At 68.9% G+C, this 318-nt stretch carries 1 protein-coding gene; it reads left to right on the forward strand.

All coding sequences use genetic code 11. From position 1 onward, the window contains the following. A partial coding sequence (locus ABFP37_RS22565; RefSeq protein WP_347035042.1) for a lyase family protein occupies positions 1-318 on the forward strand: 318 nt, incomplete at both ends.

Here is a 318-nt window from a genome sequence, read left to right on the forward strand (position 1 = left end):
ATCCACGAAATCAACCTCGGCGCCACCGCCATCGGCACCGGCCTGAACGCACCCCCCGGCTACGCCGCCGCCGCCTGCCGCCACCTGGCCGAGATCACCGGCCTGCCGCTGGTCACCGCCCCCGACCTGATCGAAGCCACCCAGGACGTCGGCGCCTTCGTCCACCTCTCCGGCGTCCTCAAACGCGTCGCCGTGAAACTCTCCAAAATCTGCAACGACCTGCGCCTGCTCTCCTCCGGCCCGCGCGCCGGCTTCGGCGAAATCAACCTCCCCGCGGTCCAGTCCGGATCCTCGATCATGCCCGGCAAAATCAACCCC

The organism is Burkholderia sp. RS01, from assembly GCF_039748055.1.
Taxonomy (GTDB): Bacteria; Actinomycetota; Actinomycetes; order Actinomycetales; family Micrococcaceae; genus Arthrobacter.